Origin of the sequence: Variovorax sp. TBS-050B (genome assembly GCF_029893635.1) — a bacterium.
In the GTDB taxonomy this organism is placed as follows: Bacteria; Pseudomonadota; Gammaproteobacteria; order Burkholderiales; family Burkholderiaceae_C; genus Variovorax.
In genome coordinates this window covers 3,081,255-3,101,156 of record NZ_JARXYR010000002.1, presented here as the reverse complement: position 1 = coordinate 3,101,156, position 19,902 = coordinate 3,081,255, and the positions used below count along the sequence as shown (strand labels likewise).

The window sequence follows — 19,902 nt, the reverse complement described above, 5'->3', positions numbered from 1 at the left end:
CCAGACGCCAAGCGGGCCGATGCCACTGCGCCGTGTATGGCGCTTATTGTTTCCAATGAATTTTGACGAACTGAAGCTGGCCCCTGCCATCTTGAAGGCTGTGCACGAGCACGGTTACGACACCCCCACCCCCATCCAGGCGCAGGCGATCCCCGCGGTGCTCGAGGGCCACGACCTGCTCGGCGGCGCCCAGACCGGCACCGGCAAGACGGCCGCCTTCACGCTGCCGATGCTGCACAAGCTCAGCGAAGGCGGTCGCGCGACCAACAAGTTCGGCGGCGTCGGCGTCCGCGCCCTCGTGCTCACGCCCACGCGCGAACTCGCGGCGCAGGTCGAGGAATCGGTGCGCACCTACGGCAAGTACCTGCAGCTGAGCTCGACCGTGATCTTCGGCGGCGTCGGCATGAACCCGCAGATCAGCAAGCTCAAGAGCGGCGTCGACATCCTCGTGGCCACGCCCGGCCGCCTGCTCGACCTGCAGCAGCAAGGCATGCTCGACCTGAGCCAGGTCCAGATGCTGATCCTCGACGAAGCCGACCGCATGCTCGACATGGGCTTCATCCACGACGTGAAGAAGATCCTCGCGCTGGTGCCCAGGGAAAAGCAGAGCCTGCTGTTCTCGGCCACCTTCAGCGACGAGATCCGCGATCTCGCGGCCACGCTGCTCAGGAACCCGCAGAGCATCCAGGTCACGCCGCGCAACACCACCGTGCAGCGCATCACGCAGGTGATCCATCCGGTGGGCCGCGGCAAGAAGAAGGCGCTGCTCGCGCACATCATCAACGAGAACAAGTGGAGCCAGGTGCTCGTGTTCACGCGCACCAAGTTCGGCGCCAACAGCGTGGCCGAGTTCCTGACCAAGAACGGCATCGAGGCGATGGCGCTGCACGGCAACAAGAGCCAGAGCGCGCGCACGCAGGCGCTGGCCGGCTTCAAGAGCGGCGAGATCCGCGCGCTCGTGGCCACCGACATCGCGGCCCGCGGCATCGACATCGACGAGCTGCCGCACGTGGTGAACTACGAGATCCCCAACGTCAGCGAAGACTACGTGCACCGCATCGGCCGCACCGGCCGCGCCGGCTCGAGCGGCGAGGCCGTGAGCTTCGTCTGCATGGACGAGGAAGGCTTCATGCAGGAGATCGAGCGCTTCACCAAGCAGACGATCCCCGTGCAGTTCATCGAAGGCTTCGGTCCTGAAGAAGGCGAGCGCGCCGAACCAATCGCCATGGGTCGCCAGACGATCTGGGGCGGTGCCGGTCGTCCGCCGAGCCGCGAAGTGATGCAGGCGGCCGCGAAGGCCGCGCGCACCGAGATGCTGCAGCGCATGCGCGAGAACAAGGCCGGCCAGGGTGGCGGCGGCAATGGCGGTGGCCAGCGCCGCGGGGGCGGCGGCCAGCAAGGCCGCAATGCCAACGCAGGCGGTCAGGCACAGGGCCAGGGTCCGCGCGGCCAGGGCCCGCGCCCGGCCCAGGGCCGCGGTCCGCAGGGTCCGGCCCGCACGCCGCACCACGCACCGCATCAGCATGCGCCGCAGGGCCACCTGCCGCACGAGGAGCGCCAGCCGCGCCACCACGGCAACAGCCACAGCCCGACGCAGGCCAACCAGGTGGCGCATCTGCGCGCCGAAGCGGTCGCGGGCGGCGCAGGCCAGCCCGATCCGCTGCGCACCAGCGTCGACCACATGGGCGGCGGCCGCGGACGCGGCGGCCGTTCGGGCGGCGGTGGCTACGGCGGCAATCGCTCGGGTGGCGGTGGCCGCTCGGGTGGTGGCGGCGGTGGCTATGGCGGCGGCGGCCGCTCGGGCGGCGGCGGTCGTTCGTTCGGTCGCTGAAGTCAAGTGCGGACGAACCGTCCGCGCTGGCCATAAAACAAAAGGGCACCTCGGTGCCCTTTGTTCTTTTTAGCCGCGGCCTCTTCGCGAGTCAGCGCTGCGGCGGCGCGCTTCAGAGCTTCCCGCTGTCAGCCGGGTTGTGCACGATCTGGATCAGCACGTCGGGCGTGTAGGCCCGGGTGCGCGAGATCTCGGCGATCTCGCCGCCTGCGGCGCCCGCGAAGACCAGCACGCCCTGGCCCTTGTAGGCGAGGTAGTGGCGCCAGCGGTCGGTTCCGTTGTAGGTCGGGATCCAGGCCTTGCCGGTGTTCCTGACCGTCTCGGCGTTCGGCTTGCCCGCGATGCGGATCACCTCGGCGTAGCTCATGCTCGGCCGGAGCTTGGCGAACGCGGTGCCCGGCACCGGCTGGCCGACCTCGGTGCGTTCCTCGTCCTCTTCGGCCGCGATCAGCGCGCGCCGCCCGGGCTCGTACAGCGGGGCGGACTGGCAGGCCGCGAGCAGGGCGGCCGCGAGCAGCACCGCGCAGGTCGATCGAAACTTCATCAGATTTCCTCCCATCGGCAAAAGAATTCGATGCTGGATTCTCCTTTCACGACTGCACGTGTCCCATCGAGACACGCGCAAATCCAACACATTTCCGAGCCGTTTTGTCAGCTGCGGCACAAATCTGCGCAGATCGTGTTTCCGTCCGCGCCCGGACGGGCCCGGCCACAATCCGCCCCATGCCCTATATCCCGCCCAACTACGCCACCCTCTTCGTCGCCACCTGCAACCTGCTGAACCTCGCCAACCCGCACCGCGTGTACTACGAGAACCAGGACCCCTACGACGCGCGCGACTACGAGCGCAAGGTCGAGTGGACCGGCGAGCGCTTCCGCGCGCTGAATGCCGACGTGCTCGCGGTGCAGGAGGTCTGGGACGAAAGCGCGCTCAAGGCCGCGATCGCGCGCAGCGGTCTGCGCTACGACTTCGTCTCGGTGCCGGGCGCGGAGAACACGCCGCCGCTCGCGGGCGCGCAGGGCACGCCGCGGGTCGGCATCGCGACGCGGCTGCACGTCGAGCATGCGCAGTCCTTCGTGGACTTTCCGCCCGGCTTTGCGGTCGAGGTGCCGGGCCTCGGGGTGCACGCGCGCTTCGAGCGGCCGCCGTTCCTCGTCACGGTGCGCATGAAGCACGGGCAGCAGGTGCATGTGCTGACGGTGCATCTCAAGTCCAAGCGGCCGAAGTTCCTGCTCGATGCAGAGGGCCGGCCGCTCGAGGACCGCGACGACCGCAAGGTCGGCGTGATGGCGTCGCTGCGCTCGCTGCTGATGCGCGGCGCCGAGGCGGCCGCGCTGCGCTGCATCGTGATCGACCTGCTCGAACGCACCCGCGATCCGCTGGTGGTGATGGGCGACTTCAACGACGATCCGCACAGCGTCACCACGCAGCTGGTGGCGGCGACTTCGGAGGTGGCCTACGACAAGGCCGCGCGCGACGTGGCGCTGTTCAACGCCTACGAGATGCAGGGCGAGTCGGCGCTCAAGAAGGATGTGGCCTATTCGCACATCCACCAGGGGTTCCCGGCCGTGCTCGATCAGATCTTCGTGAGCGAGGAGTTCGTGGCGACGAGCCGCAACAGCCTGGGCGACGTGCGCCGGGTCGACTACTTCAACGACCACCTGCACGAAGGCCGCGACCGGTCACGCTCGGACCACGGCTTCGTGCGGGCGCTGCTGCGGCTGCGGACGGACTGAATGCGGGATCGGGCAGCCGAACGCAGAAGAGAGACAAAAGCGCGCAGAAGTCGCAGAAGCAAAACTGGTTCTTTTCTGATCGTTCCTTTGCGGCTTCTGCGAGATTTTTTCGACTTCTGCGTCCGGCTGTCCGCTCCAACTTTCAGACCTTGGAAACACGCACCATCGCATCCGCCCGCTTGTGCAGGTCGGGCAGCAGCTCGAGCCCCAGGCCGGGCTTGTCGTTGAGGCTGATCATGCCGTTCTCCACCTTCGGCAGTTCGGTGACCAGCTCCTTGTACCAGCCGGTGAAGAAGGCGCGCACGCTCTCCTGGATCAGCGCATTGGGCGCATGCAGGCTCAGGTGGGTGGACGCGGCCCAGACCACCGGGCCGGTGCAGTCGTGCGGTGCCACGGGCAGCTGCCAGGCGTCGGCCATGGCGGCGATCTTGCGCGCCTCGGTCAGGCCGCCGCACCAGCTCAGGTCGAGCATCGCGACGCCGGCGACGCCGGTCTGCAGGTAGTCCTTGAAGCCCCACTTGTAGCTCAGCGTCTCGCTCGCGCAGACGAGCGCCTGGCAGTCCTTCGCATACTGCTTGAGCAGGTCGAGGCTGTCCATGCGGATCGCGTCCTCGTGCCAGAAGGTGTCGAACTCCTGGAGCGCACGCGCGATCTTCTGCGCCATCGGCAGCCGCCAGAGGCTGTGGAACTCGACCATGATGTCCATCCTGCCGCCCACGGCCTTGCGGATCTTGCGGAAGGGTTCGAGGGCCGTGTCGAGGTCGGCGTTGCTGATGTACTGGCCGTGGCTCTTCTCGGCCGCGGGATCGAATGGCCAGATCTTCATCGCCGTGATGCCTTCGGAGAGCAGCGACTCGGCCAGCTCGTCGGCATGGTGCAGGAAGCCCTGCAGGTCCTCGTAGGGGCCGTTGTTGTTCGCGAGCCCCCAGTTGGAACTGGTCTGGTTGGCGGCGCTGCGGATGTACTGGTAGCCGGCACAGGTGTTGTAGATGCGGATCGCGTCGCGGCTCTTGCCGCCGAGCGCGGTGTGCACCGGCATGTTCGCGGCCTTGCCGAACAGGTCCCACAGCGCGATGTCGACGGCCGAGTTGCCACGCGTCTCCACGCCAGATCCGCGCCATCCGAGATAGCCCGTGATGTCGCGGTTGCGCGCCTCGATCTGCAGCGGATCGGCGCCGAGCAGCTTCTGCGCGGCCCATTCGTGCAGGTAGGCCTCGACCGCCTCGGCGCCCATGAAGGTCTCGCCGAGGCCGACCAGGCCTTCGTCGGTGTGCAGGCGGACCCAGAGGATGTTGGGAAACTCGCCGAGCCGTATGGTTTCGACTTGGGTGATTTTCATGAAAGGATTCCGGAAAAGAAAAAGAGCCGCGGCGGCTCGCGCCGCGCGGCTCCTGCAAAGGCTCAGCGCATGCCGGGGCCTCGTCAGCCTCCGCGGGCCTTCTTCAGCGCTTCGGTCACCACGCCCACGGCTTCCGCGCCGATGGTCGGCACGTTCTTGTCGTACACCGGCTTGACCTTCTCGAGCATGCGCTTCTGCTCGGCGGCCGAGACCTCGTTGACCGTCATGGTCTTGCGCAGGTTGGCGAGCGACTTCTCGTTGAGCGCGCGGTTGGCTTCGCGCTGGACCTTCTGGCCCTCCTTCGCGGCCTCGCGCAGCACGGCCTGCTCCTGCGGGTTGAGCTGGTCCCAGAGCTTCTTGCTGTAGAGGATCAGGAACGGCGTGTACGCATGGCGCGTGACGCTCAGGTACTTCTGCACTTCGCTGAACTTCGAGGTCTCGATGGTCACGAAGGGGTTCTCCTGGCCGTCGATGGTGCGGGTCTCGAGCGCGGTGAACACCTCGCCGAAGGCCATCGGCACCGCATTGGCGCCCAGCGTCTTGAATGAGTCGAGGAAGATGTTGTTCTGCATCACGCGCAGCTTCACGCCTTCGAAGTCCTCGGCCTTCGCGACCGGTTTCTTGCTGTTGGTGAGGTTGCGGAAGCCGTTCTCCCAGTACGCCAGGTTCACGAGGCCGGCGGCTTCGAGCTTCTTGTTGAAGTACTCGCCCGCGGGGCCGTCGAGCACCGCGTCGGCTTCCTTCTCGTTGGCGAAGAGGAACGGCAGGTCGAAGGCGCCGAGTTCCTTCACGATGCCCACGAGCGGCGAGCTGGAGGTGCACACCATCTCCTGCGTGCCCGCGCGCAGCGCCTGCGTGGCCGGCAGGTCGCCGCCCGCGGCGCCGCCCCAGAAGGCCACGATCTTCATCTTGCCGCCGGTCTTGGCGGCGAGCACCTCCTGCATCTTCTTCACGCCCACGCCCACCGGGTGGTCCTCGTTCACGCCGTTGGTGAACTTGATCGTGCGCTCGGCGAACTGCGCGAGCGCGCCGGTCGATGCCAGCAGGCCGCCGGCCACGAGGGCGGCGGTCATCAGGGTTCTGCGAAACAACATGCTTGTCTCCTTCGATTGCGAGGTTGGTTGATTGAAAAACTGACCGGGGAAAAATTACCGCCCCATCCACCACTGGAGCGGAACGGTCACGAGCTGCGGGAAGAACACCAGCGCGAACAGCACCACCAGGTGGGCGATGAAGAAGGGCATCACGCCCTTGAACGCATCGTCCATCGAGATGCGCGCCACGCCGCTCACCACGTTGAGCACCGTGCCCACGGGCGGCGTGATCAGGCCGATCGCGTTGTTCATGATGAACAGCACGCCGAAGTACACCGGATCGATGCCGGCCTTGAGCACCACGGGCATCAGCACCGGCGTGAGGATCAGCACCGTGGGCGTGAAGTCGAGCGCCGTGCCCACGATGACGATCAGCACCATCATCACGAACATCAGCAGGATCTTGTTGTCGAGGAAGGGCTCGAGCAGCGACACCACCTCGGCCGGGATGTTCGCCACGGTGATCAGCCAGGCGCTGACCATCGCGGCCGCCACGAGGAACATCACCACCGCCGTGGTCTTGCCGGCCGCGAGCGTGAGGCGGTAGAGGTCCCGCACTTTCAGCTCGCCGTAGACGAAGAGCCCGACCAGCAGCGAATAGACCGCGGCCACCACGGCCGCTTCGGTCGGCGTGAAGATGCCGAACTTCATGCCGCCGATGATGATGACCGGCAGCGCCAGCGCCAGACCGCCCTGCGCCGTGACCTTGAGCCGCTCGCCCCAGGGCACGCGCGGCGAGGACTTGACGTTCTCCTTCTTGGCCACGAGCCACCAGGCGACGCCCACAGCGAGGCCCATCAGGACGCCCGGCACGATGCCCGCGAGGAACAGCTTGGTGATCGACACGTTGCCGGCCACGCCGAACACGATGAGGCCGATCGACGGCGGAATGACGGGCGCGATGATGCCGCCCGCGGCGATCAGGCCGGCCGAGCGGTTCACCTGGTAGCCGGCGGCCTTCATCATCGGAATGAGCAGCGCGGCGAGCGCCGCGGTGTCGGCCACGGCCGAACCCGACAGCGAGGCCATGATGATCGCGGCCAGCACCGCCACGTAGCCCATGCCGCCGCGGTAGTGGCCGACCCATGCCATCGCCAGGTTCACGATGCGCCGGCTCAGCCCGCCCGCGTTCATGAACTCGCCCGCCAGCAGGAAGAATGGCACTGCGAGCAGCGGGAAGTTGTCGGCGCCGTCGACGAAGCGCTGCGCGATGATCTGGCTGTCGAAGGCCGGCAGGCCGCCGGTGCCCGCGAGCCACGCCATCAGCGCGACGCCGCACACCAGCAGCGAGTAGGCGATCGGAATGCCCAGCGCCATGGCACCGAGCAGCGAGACGACGAAGATCGTGACGGTCATTGGGCCACCTTCCCGTGCGCGGCCACCTCGAGCACCTGCTCTTCGGATTCCATGACCTGGATCAGTTCCTGGTCGGGCACCCTGCCCGTGAAGAGCCGCCACAGCTTGTCGATGTTGAAGATGCCCATCACCACCGCCACCACGTAGCCGATGCCGTAGATCCAGATCATCGAGATGCCGACCACGGGCGAGACGTTGGTGACCTGCAGCTCGTGCATCTCGTAGGTGCCCATGAAGAAGAGCACGTTGCAGAACAGCATCAGCGACTGGCTCAGGAAGAAGCAGACCTTCTTGCCCGTGCGCGGCAGGTGCTTGATCATCGTGTCCACGCCCAGGTGCGCGCCTTCGCGCATGGCCACCATGGCGCCGATGTAGGTGAGCCAGATAAAGCAGTAGCGCGACATCTCGTCGGAGACCGAAATACCCGAATTGAAGCCGTAGCGCAGCACCACGTTGCCGAACACCATGACGACCATCGCCACCATGCACACGACCACGAGGAATTCCAGCACGCGGAAGAACCCGTCGATTGCTCTCTTCATCACCATCTCCTAAGTGTTGTTATGGATTCGAGGCGGCCGCGCTCAGAGCGGAAGCGCCTTGAGCCGCGTGGCCGGCAGGCTGATGCGCGGCAGCTTCCTGCGCGAGGCCAGCACCTGCTCGATGTCGTCGCGCGCGCCGTCGATCAGCACCAGCACCGCCTTCTCGGCACCGGTCGAATCGCGCGCGATCACGGCGTCGAGCACGGCGCGATGCAGCGGCAGTGACGTCGCGGGCCCGTTCTTGCGGCTGGTCGAGATCTCGAAGCTGGTGCGCAGCAGCGCGCCCAGGGCCCGGCTCATCTGCACCAGCATGCGGTTGTGGCTGGAGCGGATCAGCCCCTGGTGGAAGCGCAGGTCGGGCGTGATGTAGTCGCCGCCGAACTCGATCGCGCGCTTCATGCCTGCGTAGGCGTCTTCCATCTCGGCGATGTCTTCGGCCGTGGCACGCGTGGCGGCCAGCCCCACGGCCGCCGGCTCGACCACGCGGCGCAGGTCCTGCAGGTCGCGCAGGAACTCGGCCGAGAGGCCCGCCTGCGTCTGCCACACGATCACGTCGGCGTCGAACCAGTTCCACTGGTCCGGCGGCTGCACGCGCGTGCCCACCTTCGGCCCGCTGGTGACCAGTCCCTTGGCGATCAGCGACTTGATCGACTCGCGCACCACGGTGCGGCTCACGCCCAGTTCCTCGCACAGCAGCGGCTCCGGCGGAATCGACGCGCCGGGCGCATAGCGGCCCGCGACGATGTCGCTGCCGATGCGGTCGACCGTGTTGCCGTGGACGTTCTTGATCATGCCTGTGTGGATGTTTCTTCTGATTCTTCCCTGCGCCGGCCACTCGGAAACCCTGAATGGAAGACGGCTTGGTCGCGCTTATCATATGATGATTGCCAATTCTTTCCGGCAGGAAAAACCCTGACCTGCCGGGCACACTTCCAGCCACGGAGACAACGATGAGCACCCCGCCGAAAAAGAAGAACCCCGAAGACCTGCGCAGCCAGCAATGGTTCGGCCGCACCGACCGCGACGGCTTCATCTACCGCAGCTGGGTCAAGGGCAAGGGCGTGCCGCACGACCAGTTCGAGGGGCGCCCGGTGATCGGCATCTGCAACACCTTCAGCGAACTCACGCCCTGCAACTCGCATTTCCGCACGCTCGCCGAACAGGTGAAGATCGGCGTCTACGAAGCCGGCGGCTTTCCGCTCGAATTCCCGGTGATGTCGCTCGGCGAAACGCTGCTGCGCCCGACCGCCATGCTGTATCGCAACCTCGCGAGCATGGACGTGGAGGAAAGCATCCGCGGCAATCCGCTCGACGGTGTGGTGCTGCTGATGGGCTGCGACAAGACCACGCCCGCACTGATGATGGGCGCGGCCAGCGTCGACCTGCCGACCATCGGCGTCTCGGGCGGCCCGATGCTCTCGGGCAAGTGGCGCGGCCAGGAGCTCGGCTCGGGCACCGGCGTGTGGCAGATGAGCGAGCAGGTGCGCGCCGGCACGCTCAAGCTGCAGGACTTCTTCGAGGCCGAGAGCTGCATGCACCGCAGCCACGGCCACTGCATGACCATGGGCACCGCGAGCACGATGGCGAGCATGGTCGAGTCGATCGGCATCGGCCTGCCGGGCAACGCCGCCTACCCGGCCGTGGACGGTCGCCGCAACGTGCTCGCGCGCATGGCGGGCCGGCGCATCGTCGACATGGTGCACGAGGACATGAACATGTCGAAGATCCTCACGCGCCAGGCGATCGAGAACGCGATCAAGGTCAACGCGGCCATCGGCGGCTCCACCAACCTCGTGATCCACCTGCTCGCGATCGCGGGCCGCATCGGCGTCGACCTCACGCTCGACGACTTCGACCGCCTCGCCTCCGAGCTGCCCTGCCTGGTGAACCTGCAGCCCTCGGGCCAGTTCCTGATGGAGGACTTCTGCTACGCCGGCGGCCTGCCCGTGGTGATGAAGGAGATCGCCGAGCACCTGCACAAGGACGTGATCACCGCGAGCGGAAAGACGCTGTGGGAGAACGTGAAGGACGCCGAGAACTACAACCCGCAGGTCATCCGCACGCTGGCCGAGCCCTTCAAGGACAAGGCCGGCATCTGCGTGCTGCGCGGCAACCTCGCGCCCAACGGCGCCATCATCAAGCCCAGCGCCGCCACGCCCGAGCTGCTGGTGCACAAGGGCCGCGCGGTGGTGTTCGAGAACGCCGACGACCTGCACAAGCGCATCGACGACGAGAACCTCGACATCGACGAGCACTGCATCATGGTGCTCAAGAACTGCGGCCCCAAGGGCTACCCCGGCATGGCCGAGGCCGGCAACATGCCGCTGCCGCCGAAGGTGCTCCGGAAGGGCATCACCGACATGGTCCGCATCAGCGACGCGCGCATGAGCGGCACCGCCTACGGCACCGTGGTGCTGCACACCGCGCCCGAGGCCGCGGCGGGCGGTCCGCTCGCGCTGGTGCAGGACGGCGACATCGTCGAGCTCGACGTGCCCAACCGCCGCCTGCACCTGCACGTGAGCGACGAGGAACTCGCCGCGCGCCGCGCGAAATGGGTCGCGCCGAAGGCGCCGCTCGACTCGGGCTACTGGAAGCTCTATGTCGACACCGTGCTGCAGGCCGACCAGGGCGCCGACCTGGCCTTCCTGCGCGGGCGGCGCGGCAGCTTCGTGCCACGCGACAACCATTGACCATGACGAACCGGCTGGTCGCGATCGACTGGGGCACGAGCTCGCTGCGCGGCGCGCTGCTCGATGCGGGCGGCACGGTGCTCGAGGAGCGCAGCGACGCGCGCGGCATCCTCAAGGTGCCGGCGGGCGGCTTTCCCGCCGTGTTCGAGGCGCTGTTCGCCGACTGGATGCAGCCCGCGGGCACGCGCTGCCTGATCTCGGGCATGGCCGGCAGCCGGCAGGGCTGGGTCGAGGCGCCCTATTGCGCCTGCCCGGCGGGCCGGGTGGAGATCGGCCGCCGCATCATCGACATCGATGCGGTGCCCGGCGCGCGCATCTCGATCGTGCCGGGGCTCAGCGACGAGCACGACGGCGTGCCCGACGTGATGCGCGGCGAAGAGGTGCAGATCCTCGGCGCGATGACGCGCATGGGCGTGGACGAAGGCATCTTCGTGCTGCCCGGCACCCACAACAAGTGGGCCACGGTCCGGAAGGGCCGCGTGACGGGCTTCCGCACCTTCATGACGGGCGAGTTCTACGCGTTGCTGAGCCAGCACTCGATCCTCGCGCGCACGCTCGAGGCCGATGCGCCGCTCGACGAAGCCGCCTTCGTGCAGGGCGTGGCGCGCGCCGACAACGGCCAGGGCCTGCTGCACAACGCCTTCGGCGCACGCACGCTGGCGCTGTTCGAGCGCATGCCCGCGCAGGAGCTCTCGAGCTACCTCTCGGGCCTCCTGATCGGCGAAGAGCTGCGCACGCAGTCGCTGCACGCCGCGGGCGAAGTGGTGCTGATCGGCGCCCCCGCGCTCACCCAGCGCTACGCGCTCGCGCTGCACGCCACCGGCATCGGCACGCGCACGCTCGGCGCCGAAGCCACCTGGGCCGGACTGCACCTGCTGTCGGGCTTTCTCGATACCGACAGGAGTTCCACCCCATGACCACGCCCCGCGACAAGTTCGATGCGGCCATGCGCGCACTGCCGCTGGTCGCGATCCTGCGCGGCCTCACGCCGCCGGAAGCCGCCGAGGTCGGCGACGCGATCGTCGGATCGGGCTTCCGGCTGCTCGAGGTGCCGCTCAATTCGGCCCGAGCCCTACGCCAGCATCGCGCTGATGCGCACGCGCTTTCCCGATGCGCTGGTGGGCGCCGGCACGGTGCTCGACGTGCAGCAGGTGCGCCATGTGCACGACGCCGGCGGCGAGCTGGTGGTGTCGCCCAACTTCGATGCCGGCGTGATCGCCGAAGCGGTGCGGCTCGGCATGGTCTGCCTGCCCGGCGTGATGACGCCGACCGAGGCCTTCGGCGCGCTCGCCGCGGGCGCGAGCGGGCTCAAGCTGTTCCCGGCCGAGCTCGCCTCGCCCGCGGTCGTCAAGGCGCTGCTCGCGGTGCTGCCCCGGGGCACGCCGCTGATGCCGGTGGGCGGCATCACGCCCGCCAACATGGCCGAATGGCGCGCGGCCGGCGCGGCCGGCTTCGGCATCGGCTCCGCGCTCTACAAGCCGGGCAAGCCGGCCGCCGAGGTGCGCGCCGATGCCGAGCGCTTCGTCGCCGCCTTCACCGGCACGGCGCGCGCCTGAACCTTTCCTTTTTTTGTCTCCACGTTCACGAGGAACCTCGATGTCCGCAGATTCGGAATACGCCAGCCCCGCCGTGCGCACCCTGCGCGAAGACCTTGCGCTCGCCTTGCGCGCGGCCGCCCACCACGGGCTGTCGGAAGGCGTCTGCAACCACTTCAGCGTGATGCTGCCGGGCGCGCAGGACCGCTACCTGATCAACCCGCGCGGCCTGCACTGGAGCGAGGTCGGCGCCGACGACATCGTGCTGATCGACGTGCACGGCGAAGTGCTCGCCGGGCGCCACCGCGTGGAGCCGACCGCCCTCTTCATCCATGGCGCGGTGCACCGCCTGACGGGCCATGCCGTGGTGCTGCACTGCCACATGCCCTATGCCACCGCGCTCACGCTCACGGCCGACCGCGCGCTCGATCCCACGCTGAGCCAGAACGCGATGCGCTTCATGAACCGCATCGCGATCGACGCGGTCTACAACGGGCTCGCGCTCGACGACGCCGAAGGCGAGCGCATTGCGCGCGCGATGACGGGCAAGGACGTGGCCTTCCTCGCGAACCATGGCGTCGTCGTGGCCGGCGCGACGATCGCGCATGCCTACGACGACCTCTACTACCTGGAGCGCGCCTGCCTGCACCAGGTCATCGCGCAATCGACCGGACGGCCGCTGGTGCCGGTCGACGAGAAGATGGCCGCGCACGTCGCGGCGCAGATCCAGGGCGAGCGCGAGCAGTCCGACCTGTTCTTCGAGGCGCTGCGGCGGCTGCTGCCCGCGCCGCGCTGAAAAGCGCACGGCGCGGCGGCTTACAGCTCTTCATGGGATTTCGCTCCAGCCTTACAAAGCGTTCACATGCGGGTACGACGATAGGGCTTCCAACCACTCCATCGGAGTTGCCATGAAAAAGCTCGCTTTCGCCACCGGCGCCGCCATCCTGCTTTCGCTGGCCGCACTCAGCGCCCCCGCGCAGGCCCAGACCGGCGGCAGCTTCATCCAGGCCCAGGTCTACGTGGTGCCCGGACCGCCGCCGCCGCCGCGCCATCACTACTACGCGCCGCCGCCTCCGCCGCACCACTACTACGGCCCGCGCTACCACCGCGACTACCATCACCGTCCGCGTCACTGGGAGCACCGCCACTACGGCCGCCGCGACTACGACCGCGACGGCGTGCCGGACCGCTACGACCGCCGCCCGGCCAATCCCTACCGCTACTGAGCCGGCACGGCCGCGTAGGCCGGCGTCTCGCTCGACAGGCTCTGCTTGAGCTGCCGCGAGACCGCATCGGCCAGCACTTCGGGCTGGCCGGCCTCCACCCCGGCGAGCGCCAGCGCGGCCACTTCGTCGGGCGAGGTCTTGGGGCCCGGCACGTGCGAGGCCATGTCGGTGTCCATGTAGCCGACGTGCACGCTCGTGACGTGCGTGCCCTGTCCGGCGAGTTCGTTGCGCAGGCCGTTGCTCAGCGACCAGGCCGCGGACTTGGTGGCGCTGTAGGTGGCCACCACCGGGAAGGTGGTCCAGCTCAGCGCCGACAGCACGTTGACGATGGCGCCGCCGCCGTTCGCCGCAAGCACCGGCGCGAAGGCCTTCGACAGCGCCCACACGCCGAAGAAATTGGTCTCGAACTCCGCACGCGCCGCCTCGACCGCGCCGTCGCCGAGCAGGTTGCTGCCGCGCGAGATGCCGGCGTTGTTGACCAGCAGCGTGACGTCGCCGCAGGCGCGCACCGCCGCCTCGACCTGCGCGGGCTGCGTCACGTCCAGCGCCACCGGCACCACGCCGGGCAGCGTCACGCTCTTCGGGTCGCGCGCCGCCGCATAGACCTTGCGCGCTCCCGCGGCCAGTGCCGCCTTGGCGAAAGCGAGGCCGAGGCCGCGGTTGGCGCCGGTGATGAAGACGACGGAATCCTTGATTTTCATGAGAGTCTTTCAGCGGGACGCAGGGTCCCCGGGTTGGTCGAACGCGAGAAAAGAGAAGGAAGAGGCGGAAGGAAAGCCGTCAGGCCTGCGCGAGCCGCCGCAGGAGGCCGCCCGGCGTGCGCGGCCAGCCCACGCGGCCGAACCATGCGCCGCCCGCAATGGCCGATGCGATGACCAGGCCGTACACCGCGAGCGCCGCGCCCTGCGCCGCGAACACGCCGCCGAGTCCGGCGCCCCAGCGCAGCGCCAGCCAGCCGCCGACGCCCGCCACCGCCAGCCGCGCGAGGTTGCCCAGCACCGGCCACAGCAGCCGCCCCGCACCCTGCGAGGCGAAATACAGCACCAGCCCGACGCCGAAGAAGCCGTAGAGCGGCCCCACCACGCGCAGGTAGTGCGCGCCGGTCTCGAGCATCGCCGGATCGTTGCCGAAGAGCAGCAGCCACGGCCGCGGGAACAGCGCCGCCGCGAGGCCGATGGTCTCGGTGAGCGCGAAGGCCAGCGCCGCGCCGGCCCATGTGGCGCGCAGCGCGCGCTCGCGCTGGCCCGCGCCCATGCAGGTGCCCACCATCGCCACCAGCGGCGCGCCCAGGCCGAACACCAGCGGCACCAGCAGGTATTCGAGCCGCGAGGCCGTGCCATAGCCCGCCAGCGCACCCGATCCGAAGTGGCCGGTCAGTGCGGTCGCGATGCCGATCGACAGGTTGGTCGCCACCGTCGACACCGCACCCACCAGCCCGATGCGCAGGATGTCGCGGAACAGCGGCCAGCGCAGCTGCAGCGCGGCCAGCGTCGGCCGCAGCAGGCTGCGCGGCGAGCGCAGGTAGACGATGAGCGCGATCGAACCGAGCAGGTAGTACAGCAGCAGCGCGACCGCACCGCCCGCGATGCCCATGCCCGGCAGCGGCCCCCAGCCGAAGATCAGCAGCGGCGACACGGGAACGAGAAAGACCACGCCCGCCACCGTCACGTTCGCCGGCACCGCCATGTTGCCGGTGCCGCGGAGGATGGCCGAGAGCGAATTGAAGAGCCACACCAGCACCGCGCCAGCGAACACCCAGTTGGAATACGTCAGCGCCGCCTCGAGCGCGGCGCCCCTGCCGCCCATCAGGCCGTACAGCCAGCGTCCGCCGCCGAGCAGCGCCAGCGAGAAGAACAGGCCGAAGCCGATCGCGATCACGATCGCATGCCACACCAGCGCATCGGCGTCGGCGCGGCGCCGTGCGCCCAGCGCACGCGCGATGGACGAGGCGATGCCGCCGCCCATCGCGCCGCTCGAAGTCATCTGCATCAGCATGACGATCGGAAACACCAACGCCATGCCGGCGAGCGCCTCGGTGCCGAGCTTGCCGACGAAGTAGGTCTCGATCAGGCCGACCGAGGCCTGGGCCACCATCACCAGCACATTGGGCGCTGCGAGCCGCAGCAGCGTGGGAACGATGGGGGCCTCGAGCAGGCGGCGCGTGCGCGGGTCGAGTTCGGCGGCCGAAGCGGGCGTGGTCATGAGGGATGTCCGTGTCGTGGTTCGGGCTAGGCGCGCGCTGCCGCGGCGGCGATGGTCGGTGCGGCCTTGGCCGGACGGCGGATCGCCAGCACCACCACGGCCGCCACCAGGCAGGCCGCGCCCGCCGCGTACAGAGCCGGCGTGTAGGTGAGCAGCAGCGTGCGCACGAAGCCCGCGCCGTAGGCCGCCGTGGCGGCACCGAGCTGATGCGCCGCGAAGACCCAGCCGAACACCATCCCCACCTTCGCCGGGCCGAACTCGGCGCCTGCCAGCTTCACCGTGGGCGGCACGGTGGCGATCCAGTCGAGCCCGTAGAACATCGCGAAGAGGCCGAGGCCGTAGATCGTGAATTCCGAATGCGGCAGCCAGAAGAGCGACAGCCCGCGCAGGCCGTAGTACCAGAAGAGCAGCTTGCGGTTGTCGTAGCGGTCCGAGAGCCAGCCCGAGAGGATGGTGCCCACGAAGTCGAAGGCGCCCATCATCGCGAGCACCGAGGCGGCGGGCACCGCGGCCATGCCGAAGTCGCCGCACAGCGAGATGAAGTGCGTCTGCACCAGGCCGTTGGTGCTGAGGCCGCAGATGAAGAAGGTGCCGGCGAGGATCAGGAAGGTGCGGTTGGTCGAGACCTCCTTCAGCACCCGGAACGGCGTGGCGAAGTTCATCGCGACGGCGGGCGCCGCCGGCGCCGCGGGCGGCGTGCCCGGGGCCGGCGGCTTCTCGCCGAAGGGCAGCAGGCCCACGTCCGATGGACGGTCGCGCATCAGCGTGAAGGCGAGCAGCGCGATCAGCACCGTGCCGATCACCACCGGCACGATGGCCGAGCGCCAGCCCCAGTGCTCGATCATCCAGGCCGCGAGCGGCAGGAAGGCGAGCTGACCGGTCGCCGCGCTGGCCGTGAGCATGCCGACGACGAGTCCGCGCCGCGCCACGAACCAGCGGTTGGCCACCACGGCGCCGAGCACCAGTGCCGTCAGGCCGGTGCCGAGCCCGAGCATCAGGCTCCAGAGCAGGAAGAGCTGCCACAGCTGCGAGGCCATCGTGACCAGCGCCATCCCCAGGCCGACCAGCGCCAGGCCGGTACAGATCACGGCCCGCAGGCCCCAGCGCTCCATCAGCACCGCGGCAAAGGGCCCCATGAGTCCGAACAGCGCGAAGCGCAGCGCCAGCGCCGAGGAGATCTGCTCGGTGCTCCAGCCGAACTCCTTGCCGAGCGGCTGCAGCATCGCGCCGGGCAGGCCCAGCGCCGCCGACATCGTCAGCATGGTGAGGAAGGTGATCGCGGCAACGACCCAGCCGTAGTGGATGCCGCGGCGCTGCAGCCACGCGGAAACGGAATTGGCGAACATGGAATTCTCTTTTTTTCAGTCGTGGAGGTCGGCTGCGGCGTCGTCGGCGCCCAGCAGTTCGAGGGATTCGTCGATCAGTTGATGCAGCGCCAGCACGCGCTCCACGCCGAGCAGCGCGTTGAGCTTCTGCTGCGCGGTCTTCCAGTGCGCCTGCGCCTCGCGCCACTTGGCCTCGCCCTCGGGCGTGAGCACCAGCAGCCGGCTGCGCGCATCGGTGCCCGCGCCCTGCTCCACCCAGCCCGCGGCGATCAGCGGCTGCAGGTTGCGGCTCAGCGTGGAGGCGGTCATCTTGAGCTCGGCCGCAAAATCGACCGGGCGCACCGGACCCAGCCGCTTCAGGTTCGACAGCAGCGAGAACTGCGTGGTCTTGAGGCCGCTCTGCGAGACCTCGGCGTCGTAGTGCTGCGAGAGTCGTCGCTGCAGCTGTCGCACCTTGAAGCTGGTGCAGCCGCGGGGTCGGGTCGGAGTGTCCATGGCTTATGATTGTAGATGCAACCGTTGCATATGCAACTCATTGACTTCGCAATGACCACAGGAGAGACCCAGGAATGACGACCACCACCAGCCAGCTCGACGCCTGGCTCGCCGAGGAACAGCAGATCGCCGAACGCATCGCGCAAGGCCCCGGGCCGGGACTCGCGCGCCCCGAGCAGATCGCGGGCAAGACCGGGCTCGAGACGATGCAGGCCATGCTGAACGGCGAGATCCCCTTCGCCGCCATCGCGAAGACGCTCGACTTCATGCTGCTCTCGGTGAGCCCCGGCGTGGCGGTGTTCCAGGGCACGCCGCTCGCGCAGCACCTGAACCCGCTCGGCACCATCCACGGCGGCTGGGTCGCCACGCTGCTCGACTCCGCGCTGGGCTGCTCGGTCCACACCATGATGCCGGCCGGCCGGGCCTACACCACGGCCGAACTGAGCGTGAACTACGTGAAGGGCCTCACGCCCAAGGTGCCGCGCGTGCGCGCCGAAGGCAAGGTGATCCATTGCGGCCGGCAGCTCGCCACCGCCGAGGCGCGGCTCTTCGGGCCCGACGGCACGCTCTACGCGCATGCCACGACCACCTGCCTGGTCTTCGAGATTCCGCCGGCGCGCTGACCGGGGCGCGGCCATGTCCTCCATGCCCCGTCCTGCCTCCTCGCCCGCATCCGCGTTCCAGGCGCTGCTCGCCGAGCGCTACAGCTGCCGCGGCTACCTGCCGGACCCGGTGCCGCGCGAGACGATCGACGCGATCCTGCAGGCGGCGCAGCGCACCGCCTCGTGGTGCAACTCGCAGCCGTGGCAGGTGATCGTGACCAGCGCCGCGGCCACCGAGCGGCTGCGCCAGGCCTTCGACACGCCGGAAGCCGCGGCCGGCGACGGCTTCGACATCGCGCCGCCCGCGGAATACCGCGGCGTCTACCAGGAGCGCCGCCGCGCCTGCGGCTTCCAGCTCTACGAGGCCGTCGGCGTGGCGCGCGGCGACCGCGCCGCCTCGCAGCGGCAGGCGCAGCAGAACTTCAGGTTCTTCGGCGCGCCGCACCTGGCGCTGGTCACCACCGAGGCGGTGCTCGGCAGCTACGGCGTGCTGGACTGCGGCGCCTACGTGCACAACTTCATGCTGGCGGCGCGCAGCCTCGGCGTGGCCAGCATCGCCCAGGCGGCCGTGGCCTCGCGCGCGCGCTTCCTGCACCGGTGGTTCGAGATCCCGGACGATCGCCACGTGGTCTGCGGCATCGCGTTCGGCTACGAGGACCGCTCGCATCCGGCCAACGGTTTCCGGACCTCGCGCGCGGCACCGGCCGAGGCCGGCCGCTGGGTCGATTAATCCCCCGCCATGTAAGTGCAAGGACATCAAAAGCCGCTTTTGGCAGTGATAATGATTCGCATCGTCGCCTTCGCGGCGGCGATGCTTTTTCAGAACACACATCCCTGCACTGGAGGATTCCTTCATGACCGACCGCTTCGGCATTCAAGGCCGCGCCGCGCGCGCACTGATCGGCGTCAGCGCCGCCTGGCTGGCCGCGGCCGCGCTGCCCGCCCATGCCGCCAACGACGAACTCACGCTCTACACGACGCGCGAGCCGGGCCTGATCCAGCCGCTGATCTCGGCCTTCAGCGCCCAGAGCAAGATCAAGGTGAACACCGTGTTCGTGAAGGACGGCCTGCTCGAACGCGTCAAGGCGGAGGGCGCGCGCTCGCCGGCCGACGTGCTCATGACGGTCGACATCGGCAACCTGATGGACCTCGTGGACGGCGGCGTGACGCAGCCCGTGAAGTCGGCCGCGCTCGAATCGGCCGTGCCGGCCAACCTGCGCGGCGCCGACGGCCAGTGGTTCGCGCTCTCGCTGCGCGCGCGCGTGCTCTATGCCGACAAGAACCAGCCGATCACCAGCTTCCGCTACGAAGACCTGGCCAATCCCAAGTGGAAGGGCAAGGTCTGCATCCGCGCCGGGCAGCATCCCTACAACACCGCGCTGATCGCGGCCATGATCGCGCACGACGGCGAGGCCAAGACCGAGCAGTGGCTGCGCGGCGTGAAGGCCAACCTGGCGCGCAAGGCCACGGGCGGCGACCGCGACGTGGCGCGCGACATCCTCGGCGGCATCTGCGACGTGGGCCTGGCCAACTCGTACTACGTCGGCCAGATGAAGAGCGCCAAGGAAGGCACCGACGCGCGCAAGTGGGGCGACGCGATCAAGGTGATCCGCCCGACCTTCGCCAACGCGAAGAGTGGCGGCACGCACGTCAACATCAGCGGCGCGGCGGTGGCGAAGAACGCGCCGCAGCGCGAGAACGCGGTCAAGCTGCTCGAGTTCCTGGTGTCCGAACCGGCGCAGGCGCTCTATGCCCAGGCCAACTACGAGTACCCGGTGCGCAAGGGCGTGGCGCTCGATCCGATCATCGGCCAGACCATCGGCGAGCTGAAGGTCGATCCGCTGCCGCTGACCGAGATCGCGAAGCACCGCAAGCAGGCCAGCGCCCTCGTCGACAAGGTCGGCTTCGATCAGTGAGTCCCCGCGGGC

The 19,902-nt window shown here is 68.7% G+C and carries 19 protein-coding genes and 1 pseudogene; 10 read left to right on the top strand and 10 right to left on the bottom strand.

Annotated features, from left to right (window positions below):
* Window positions 1-55: 55 nt before the first annotated feature.
* Window positions 56-1,831: a DEAD/DEAH box helicase gene (locus M2165_RS17355; RefSeq protein WP_280815830.1), complete on the top strand. Its 1,776-nt coding sequence runs from the start codon at window positions 56-58 to the stop codon at window positions 1,829-1,831.
* Window positions 1,832-1,943: 112 nt separating this feature from the next.
* On the opposite strand, the gene M2165_RS17350 is transcribed toward M2165_RS17355, so the two are convergent.
* Complete coding sequence (locus M2165_RS17350; protein WP_280815829.1) at window positions 1,944-2,375, bottom strand: hypothetical protein; 432 nt, start codon at window positions 2,373-2,375, stop codon at window positions 1,944-1,946.
* Window positions 2,376-2,554: 179 nt separating this feature from the next.
* Between M2165_RS17350 and M2165_RS17345 the strand changes: the two genes are divergently transcribed.
* On the top strand, window positions 2,555-3,568 hold the full coding sequence (locus tag M2165_RS17345) for an endonuclease/exonuclease/phosphatase family protein (protein WP_280815828.1): 1,014 nt from the start codon (window positions 2,555-2,557) through the stop codon (window positions 3,566-3,568).
* 142 nt (window positions 3,569-3,710) lie between these two features.
* Here the strand turns inward: M2165_RS17345 and M2165_RS17340 are convergent, their stop codons facing one another.
* From M2165_RS17340 to M2165_RS17320, 5 genes are all read right to left on the bottom strand, one after another.
* Window positions 3,711-4,907 (bottom strand): mandelate racemase/muconate lactonizing enzyme family protein, encoded by a 1,197-nt coding sequence (locus M2165_RS17340; protein WP_280815827.1) that lies wholly within the window; start codon window positions 4,905-4,907, stop codon window positions 3,711-3,713.
* Window positions 4,908-4,990: 83 nt separating this feature from the next.
* Window positions 4,991-6,001: a TRAP transporter substrate-binding protein gene (locus tag M2165_RS17335; RefSeq protein ID WP_280815826.1), complete on the bottom strand. Its 1,011-nt coding sequence runs from the start codon at window positions 5,999-6,001 to the stop codon at window positions 4,991-4,993.
* A gap of 54 nt (window positions 6,002-6,055) precedes the next feature.
* Window positions 6,056-7,357 carry a TRAP transporter large permease subunit gene (locus M2165_RS17330; protein WP_280815825.1) on the bottom strand — a complete coding sequence of 434 codons (1,302 nt, stop codon included), beginning with the start codon at window positions 7,355-7,357 and terminating at the stop codon, window positions 6,056-6,058.
* Window positions 7,354-7,899, bottom strand: coding sequence for a TRAP transporter small permease (locus M2165_RS17325; protein WP_280815824.1), 546 nt, complete (start codon window positions 7,897-7,899; stop codon window positions 7,354-7,356). The genes M2165_RS17330 and M2165_RS17325 overlap by 4 nt, the downstream gene beginning before the upstream one ends.
* 42 nt (window positions 7,900-7,941) lie before the next feature.
* Window positions 7,942-8,691 carry a FadR/GntR family transcriptional regulator gene (locus M2165_RS17320; RefSeq protein ID WP_280815823.1) on the bottom strand — a complete coding sequence of 250 codons (750 nt, stop codon included), beginning with the start codon at window positions 8,689-8,691 and terminating at the stop codon, window positions 7,942-7,944.
* A gap of 158 nt (window positions 8,692-8,849) precedes the next feature.
* On the opposite strand from M2165_RS17320, the gene M2165_RS17315 reads away from it, so the two are divergent.
* From M2165_RS17315 to M2165_RS17295, 5 genes and pseudogenes are all read left to right on the top strand, one after another.
* A complete protein-coding gene (locus tag M2165_RS17315) occupies window positions 8,850-10,589 on the top strand; it encodes an IlvD/Edd family dehydratase (protein ID WP_280815822.1) in 1,740 nt (579 codons plus the stop codon).
* Between the two features lie 2 nt (window positions 10,590-10,591).
* Window positions 10,592-11,506 (top strand): 2-dehydro-3-deoxygalactonokinase, encoded by a 915-nt coding sequence (locus tag M2165_RS17310; protein ID WP_280817565.1) that lies wholly within the window; start codon window positions 10,592-10,594, stop codon window positions 11,504-11,506.
* Window positions 11,503-12,145, top strand: a pseudogene (locus M2165_RS17305) (2-dehydro-3-deoxy-6-phosphogalactonate aldolase). The gene M2165_RS17310 and the pseudogene M2165_RS17305 overlap by 4 nt, the downstream one beginning before the upstream one ends.
* A 40-nt stretch (window positions 12,146-12,185) precedes the next feature.
* Window positions 12,186-12,920, top strand: a complete 735-nt coding sequence (locus M2165_RS17300; RefSeq protein WP_280815821.1) for an aldolase — start codon at window positions 12,186-12,188, stop codon at window positions 12,918-12,920.
* A 112-nt stretch (window positions 12,921-13,032) separates the two neighbouring features.
* Window positions 13,033-13,350, top strand: a complete 318-nt coding sequence (locus M2165_RS17295) for a hypothetical protein (protein ID WP_280815820.1) — start codon at window positions 13,033-13,035, stop codon at window positions 13,348-13,350.
* Here the strand turns inward: M2165_RS17295 and M2165_RS17290 are convergent.
* The 4 genes from M2165_RS17290 to M2165_RS17275 form a co-directional block, all read right to left on the bottom strand.
* Window positions 13,344-14,051 carry an SDR family oxidoreductase gene (locus M2165_RS17290; RefSeq protein ID WP_280815819.1) on the bottom strand — a complete coding sequence of 236 codons (708 nt, stop codon included), beginning with the start codon at window positions 14,049-14,051 and terminating at the stop codon, window positions 13,344-13,346. The genes M2165_RS17295 and M2165_RS17290 overlap by 7 nt on opposite strands.
* 79 nt (window positions 14,052-14,130) lie before the next feature.
* The gene (locus tag M2165_RS17285) at window positions 14,131-15,552 is read right to left on the bottom strand and encodes an MATE family efflux transporter (protein ID WP_280815818.1); all 1,422 of its coding nucleotides are present in this window, start codon (window positions 15,550-15,552) and stop codon (window positions 14,131-14,133) included.
* A gap of 26 nt (window positions 15,553-15,578) precedes the next feature.
* Entirely contained in the window at window positions 15,579-16,898 is a 1,320-nt protein-coding gene (locus M2165_RS17280; protein WP_280815817.1) for an MFS transporter, read from the bottom strand.
* Between the two features lie 15 nt (window positions 16,899-16,913).
* Window positions 16,914-17,372 carry a MarR family winged helix-turn-helix transcriptional regulator gene (locus M2165_RS17275; RefSeq protein WP_280815816.1) on the bottom strand — a complete coding sequence of 153 codons (459 nt, stop codon included), beginning with the start codon at window positions 17,370-17,372 and terminating at the stop codon, window positions 16,914-16,916.
* A gap of 74 nt (window positions 17,373-17,446) precedes the next feature.
* On the opposite strand from M2165_RS17275, the gene M2165_RS17270 reads away from it, so the two are divergent.
* From M2165_RS17270 to M2165_RS17260, 3 genes are all read left to right on the top strand, one after another.
* Window positions 17,447-17,995, top strand: a complete 549-nt coding sequence (locus M2165_RS17270; protein WP_280815815.1) for a PaaI family thioesterase — start codon at window positions 17,447-17,449, stop codon at window positions 17,993-17,995.
* A gap of 13 nt (window positions 17,996-18,008) precedes the next feature.
* Window positions 18,009-18,704 carry a nitroreductase gene (locus M2165_RS17265; RefSeq protein ID WP_280815814.1) on the top strand — a complete coding sequence of 232 codons (696 nt, stop codon included), beginning with the start codon at window positions 18,009-18,011 and terminating at the stop codon, window positions 18,702-18,704.
* A 124-nt stretch (window positions 18,705-18,828) separates the two neighbouring features.
* Entirely contained in the window at window positions 18,829-19,890 is a 1,062-nt protein-coding gene (locus M2165_RS17260) for a Fe(3+) ABC transporter substrate-binding protein (protein ID WP_280815813.1), read from the top strand.
* The last annotated feature ends 12 nt before the right edge of the window (window positions 19,891-19,902 follow it).